Source organism: Cryobacterium sp. RTC2.1 (assembly GCF_035018685.1).
GTDB lineage: Bacteria > Actinomycetota > Actinomycetes > Actinomycetales > Microbacteriaceae > Cryobacterium > Cryobacterium glucosi.
Map to the genome: position 1 here is coordinate 1 of NZ_JASJXJ010000209.1, position 5,458 is coordinate 5,458.

General features: G+C 69.4%; 7 protein-coding genes. 6 read left to right on the plus strand and 1 reads right to left on the minus strand.

Annotation, left to right across the window (positions count from 1 at the left end; all coding sequences use genetic code 11):
* Positions 1-57: 57 nt before the first annotated feature.
* Positions 58-681, minus strand: a complete 624-nt coding sequence (lexA, locus tag QN357_RS17655) for a transcriptional repressor LexA (RefSeq protein WP_241975417.1) — start codon at positions 679-681, stop codon at positions 58-60.
* A gap of 403 nt (positions 682-1,084) precedes the next feature.
* Here lexA and QN357_RS17660 point away from each other — a divergent pair, with 403 nt between their 5' ends.
* The 6 genes from QN357_RS17660 to QN357_RS17685 form a co-directional block, all read left to right on the plus strand.
* Complete coding sequence (locus QN357_RS17660; protein WP_134446971.1) at positions 1,085-1,459, plus strand: LysM peptidoglycan-binding domain-containing protein; 375 nt, start codon at positions 1,085-1,087, stop codon at positions 1,457-1,459.
* A 133-nt stretch (positions 1,460-1,592) separates the two neighbouring features.
* Positions 1,593-2,672: a histidinol-phosphate transaminase gene (locus QN357_RS17665; RefSeq protein ID WP_370294541.1), complete on the plus strand. Its 1,080-nt coding sequence runs from the start codon at positions 1,593-1,595 to the stop codon at positions 2,670-2,672.
* Positions 2,673-2,697: 25 nt separating this feature from the next.
* Positions 2,698-3,336 (plus strand): imidazoleglycerol-phosphate dehydratase HisB, encoded by a 639-nt coding sequence (hisB, locus tag QN357_RS17670; protein ID WP_134446973.1) that lies wholly within the window; start codon positions 2,698-2,700, stop codon positions 3,334-3,336.
* Positions 3,333-3,965 carry an imidazole glycerol phosphate synthase subunit HisH gene (gene hisH, locus QN357_RS17675; protein ID WP_322136131.1) on the plus strand — a complete coding sequence of 211 codons (633 nt, stop codon included), beginning with the start codon at positions 3,333-3,335 and terminating at the stop codon, positions 3,963-3,965. The genes hisB and hisH overlap by 4 nt, the downstream gene beginning before the upstream one ends.
* Before the next feature lie 61 nt (positions 3,966-4,026).
* Entirely contained in the window at positions 4,027-4,767 is a 741-nt protein-coding gene (gene priA, locus QN357_RS17680) for a bifunctional 1-(5-phosphoribosyl)-5-((5-phosphoribosylamino)methylideneamino)imidazole-4-carboxamide isomerase/phosphoribosylanthranilate isomerase PriA (RefSeq protein ID WP_134446977.1), read from the plus strand.
* Positions 4,751-5,458, plus strand: a 708-nt coding sequence (locus tag QN357_RS17685; RefSeq protein ID WP_323505288.1) for an SseB family protein, incomplete at its 3' end; no start/stop codon positions are given. The genes priA and QN357_RS17685, both read left to right, overlap by 17 nt.

Sequence of the window (5,458 nt, forward strand, 5' to 3'; positions counted from 1 at the left end):
CCTGGCTGGCGGGGCGCGAAGCGGCGCAGTTGGCGCGCACGGGGGATCTACAGGGAGCTACAGGGAACGCAGGACGGCGACGATCTTGCCGAGGATCTCGGCGTGGTCACCGAGGATCGGCTCGAAGTTGGTGTTCCTCGGCAGCAGCCAGGTGTGGCCGTCACGCTGCCGGAAGACCTTCACCGTCGCCTCGCCATCGAGCATCGCGGCGACGATCTCGCCGTTCTCCGCGGTCTTCTGCTGGCGGACGACGACCCAGTCGCCGTCCATGATCGCGGCGTCGATCATCGATTCGCCGACGACCTTGAGCATGAACAGCTCGCCCTTGCCGACGAGCTGGCGCGGGAGCGGGAAGATCTCGTCGACCTGCTGGTCGGCCATGATCGGAACACCGGCCGCGATCCGCCCGACGAGCGGCACCATTGCCGCGTCGCCCACCGGGGTACCCTGCTGGAAGTTCTCGGCGGCGCCGGCCGCGGTGTCCTCCGGCGACTGCGGCAGCTCGATCAGGACCTCGAGCGCCCGGGGCCGGTTCGGGTCCCTGCGCAGGTAGCCGCTCAGCTGGAGCTGGTTGAGCTGGTGGGTGACGCTCGACAGCGACGACAGGCCCACGGCGTCACCGATCTCCCGCATGCTCGGCGGATAGCCGCGCTGGCCGACAGAGCGCTGGATCACGTCCATGATCGCGCGCTGCTTGTCGCTGAGGCTCTTCCTCCGACGTGTTCCGCCGCGCTCGGGGGAACTGCCGGCGAACGGGGTCACGCTGTCCGGGGTCACGCTGTCCTGGGTCACGATGTCGCTCCTGTCGGTGGCGGTGGGCGGTGGCGGGCGGTCGCCCCGGTGGATGCCGTGAGGCGACCGTATCCGAATGTCAGTGGTCGCTGGTTGAGTTCACACCAGTCAATCGAAACTGTAACCAGCCTGGGGCGAAGTGCAGACATTCATTCGAGTGTGTCGTGTACTTCACCCCAATAATAACCGGAGAAAGTCTTGATTGTTCGAACAATCGAATATATATTCGGAACATAGCTTCGTATCCGGCTCTCCCGGCCGAGAGCCGGATACGAATACACAGGAGGCAGACATGAGCACAACAATCGAGCTGGTCCCGGGGGCGCACACCCGGCTGCGCATCACCCGGCGCGGTCGTGCCGTGCTGACCGCGATCGCCGGCGTCCCCCTCGTCGTCGGCGCGCTTGCCCTCGCCCTCAACGGCGGCCTCGCCGCCGCAGACGGCAGCACCTTGAGCGGCAGCGGCATGAGCGCCGACGCGGGTGGAAGTGCGACGACCTTCGACTACGTCACGATCCAGTCGGGCCAGTCGTTGTGGCAGCTTGCCGAGCGCATCGCCCCTTCTGCCGATCCGCGCGAGGTCATCGCCGAGATCGTCAACCTGAACCAGCTGCCCTCCGAGAGCGTGCAGCCGGGCCAGCGCTTGGCTCTCCCTGCCGAATACTGAGCAAGCCGGATACTGAGCAAGCCGGACAGTGAGCAAGCCGGATACTGAACCACCGGAGTACTGAGCAAGCCAAATACTGAACCACGGGCAATATGACCCGCCGGTGCTGAGGCCCATCGGTAACATGGGGGGAGTGACCAGTCTCAACGACCTGCCTCTCCGCGACAATCTTCGCGGGCTCACTCCCTATGGGGCGCCGCAGCTGCACGTGCCGGTCGCGCTCAACGTGAATGAGAACACCCACGGCATCCCCGAGGACGTGGCCGTCGACATCGCCGCAGCACTGGCCGCCGCTATCCGGGGGATCAACCGGTACCCGGACCGGGAATTCACGGAACTGCGCGAGGCGATGGCCCGCTACCTCGGACACGGTCTCACCCGTCAGAACATCTGGGCGGCCAACGGCTCCAACGAGGTTCTCCAGCAGGTGCTGCAGGCCTTCGGCGGGCCGGGACGCACCCTCCTCGGTTTCGCCCCCACCTATTCGATGTACCCGTTGCTCGCCTCGGGAACCGGAACCCGCTGGGTCGCCGGTGACCGCGACGCCGACTTCGAACTCACCCCGGAACGCGCCGTCGACTGGGTCAACCGGGTCAATCCCGACCTCGTCTTCCTGTGCTCCCCGAACAACCCGACCGGCACCCCGCTCTCTCTCGACGTGATCGCCGCCGTCTACGACGCCTGTGACGGCATCGTGGTCGTCGACGAGGCCTACGCCGAATTCGCTCCGGTGGGAACGGCATCCGCTCTCACCCTGCTGCCCGGCAGGGAACGCCTGCTGGTCTCCCGCACGATGAGCAAGGCCTTCGCATTCGCCGGGGCCCGGGTGGGCTACCTCGCCGCCGACCCGGCCGTGACGGATGCGCTGCGGCTCGTGCGCCTGCCGTACCACCTCTCCGCGCTGACCCAGGCCGCGGCCGTCGCCGCTTTCGCGCACACGCCGGAGATGCTGCGCATGGTCGACGACATCCGCGGCCAGCGCGACCGCCTCGTCACCGAGCTGCACCGGCTGGGCTACCGCCCCTTGCGGAGCTGGAGCAATTTCGTGCTGTTCGGCGGGGTCTCCGACCCGCGCGGAACCTTCGAGGCGCTGCTCGCCGAGGGCATCCTCGTGCGCGACGTCGGGATCCCCGGCCACCTGCGGGTCACGGCCGGCACCGAGCGCGAGACGAGCGTATTCCTCGACGCCCTCGAAGCACTGGGCCACGCGTAACCGCCCGGGCCAATAAACTAGCCGCATGAGCTCACAGTCACCGGCCGCACAGTCATCGACCGCACAGGCCCGCATCGCGCACCTGCAGCGGGAGACGAGCGAGTCGAGCATCGACCTGACGATCAACCTCGACGGCACCGGCGTCTCCGACATCCACACCTCGGTGCCGTTCTACGACCACATGCTCACCGCGTTCGCCAAGCACTCGCTGACCGACCTCACCGTGCGCGCGTCGGGGGACATCGAGATCGACGTGCACCACACCGTCGAAGACGTCGCCATCGTGCTCGGACTCGCCATCCGGCAGGCGCTCGGAGACAAGTCCGGCATCTCCCGCTACGGCGACGCGCTCGTGCCCCTCGACGACGCCCTCGCCCAGGCTGTCGTCGACATCTCCGGCCGCCCGTACCTCGTGCACACCGGGGAGCCTGCCGGCTTCGAGTTCCACCTCATCGGCGGACACTTCACCGGCTCGATGGTGCGCCACGTCTTCGAGGCGATCGCATTCAACGCGGCCCTCACCGTGCACGTCACCGTGCTCGGCGGCCGTGACCCGCACCACATCGCCGAGGCCGAATTCAAGGCCTTCGCCCGCGCCTTCCGTCAGGCCAAGGCCTACGACCCGCTCGTCTCCGGCATCCCCTCGACCAAGGGCGCCCTGTGACGAGCGTCGTCGTCTTCGACTACGGCACCGGCAACGTGCACTCGGCCGTCAAAGCCCTCGAACTCGCCGGCGCCGACGTGACCCTGACGAGCGACCGCCGCACCGCCCTCGAGGCTTCCGGCCTCGTCGTGCCCGGCGTCGGAGCGTTCAGCGCCGTGATGAGCGCCCTCACCGCCGTGCGCGGCGACGAGATCGTCGACCGCCGCATCGCCGGGGGACGGCCGGTGCTCGGCATCTGCGTCGGCATGCAGGTCCTGTTCGAGCACGGCGTCGAACGCGGCTCGGACACCGAGGGACTCGGCGAATGGCCCGGCACCGTCGCCCAGCTGCCCGCCAAGATCCTGCCGCACATGGGCTGGAACACCGTCACCCCCGACCCGGACTCGCGCCTCTTCGCCGGCATCGAGGACGAGCGGTTCTACTTCGTGCACTCCTTCGCCGCCCAGGAGTGGACGCTCGAGGTCACGCCGCCGTTCCCGCGGCCCCGGCTCACCTGGGCGGAACACGGCGGACCGTTCCTCGCCGCTGTCGAGAACGGACCGCTCTCCGCGACCCAGTTCCACCCGGAGAAATCGGGCGAGGCCGGCATCCGCCTGCTGAAGAACTGGATCGGTACCCTGCGGGACTGACCGTCCCCTCTCGCTTTTGTTCGGCGGCCCGGCCGCACCCATCCCTGATCTGAGGACTACCGTGACTGAAACCACCCCCCGCCTCGTCCTGCTCCCGGCTGTCGACGTCGCAGACGGCAAGGCCGTGCGCCTCACCCAGGGCGAGGCCGGGACCGAGACCAACTACGGCGACCCCGTCGACGCCGCCCTCGACTGGGCGAGGCAGGGCGCCGAGTGGATCCACCTCGTCGATCTCGACGCGGCCTTCGGGCGCGGCACGAACACCGACGTGATCAGCCGGGTCATCCGCGAGGTCTCCGGAGTCAAGATCGAACTGTCCGGCGGGATCCGCGACGACGCCTCCCTGCAGGCGGCGCTCGGCGCGGGCGTCAGCCGGATCAACCTCGGCACGGCGGCCCTGGAGAACCCGGACTGGGCTGCCCGCGTGATCGCCGAACACGGTGACCAGGTCGCCGTCGGCCTGGACGTGCGCGGCACGACCCTTGCCGCCCGCGGTTGGACGAAGGAAGGCGGCGACCTCTGGGAGGTGCTCGCCCGCCTCGAGGAAGCGGGCTGCTCCCGTTACGTCGTGACCGACGTCACCAAGGACGGTACTCTGCAGGGTCCGAACCTCGACCTGCTCCGGCAGGTGCTCGCGCACACCGACCGTCCCGTCGTCGCCTCCGGCGGCATCTCGAGCCTGGCCGACCTCGTCGCCCTGCGCGAGCTGGTCCCGCTCGGACTCGAGGGCGCGATCGTGGGCAAGGCGCTCTACGCCGGCGCCTTCACCCTCGGTGAGGCCCTGGATGTCGCCGGCCGTTAATCTCGGATCGACCGGCCTCCCCGGGGGCCCAGAAGGCCAGGGAGGCCCCGGTCGCGCCGGCGTCCCTGCCGACTCCGCCGGGCAGCCCTGGGCCGGCCGTGCCTTCGAAGCCAACGACCACGCCGACGACGACGGATCGGCCCCGCTCGACCTCCTCGCCGCCCTCGCCCGCTACCGCGACAGGGAGTCCGGGGAGGAGGCCGTCGTCGACGCGATCCGCTCGTCCCGGCTGCTGATCCCGCTCGTGACGGCGCTCGGCGACTCCGGGCACACCGACGCCGGTCTCCTCGTCGACAAGACCCAGGAACTCTCGGTCATCACGGTCGCCGGACCGGACGGTCGGAACGTGCTCCCGGTGTTCACCTCGGCCGAAGCCATGGCAGCGTGGAACAGTGCGGCGCGGCCGGTGCCGGCCGACGGCATCCGGATCGCCCTCGCCGCGGCACAGGAGAACACCGACCTCGTCGTGCTCGACCCGACCGCGCCGACCGAATATGTCGTGCGGAGGCCGGCCCTGTGGGCGATCGCGCAAGGCCAGCCCTGGACGCCGAGCTACGCGAGCCGCGCCGTCGCCGACGCCTTCGCGGCGTCGATCACGAGCGAGCTGAGCGTGCTCGGCGTCGCGCTCTCCGCCGGCGACCCGCTCGGCCGGCTCGCCGGGCCAGAGCTCGTGGTGCGCCTCGAGCTCGTC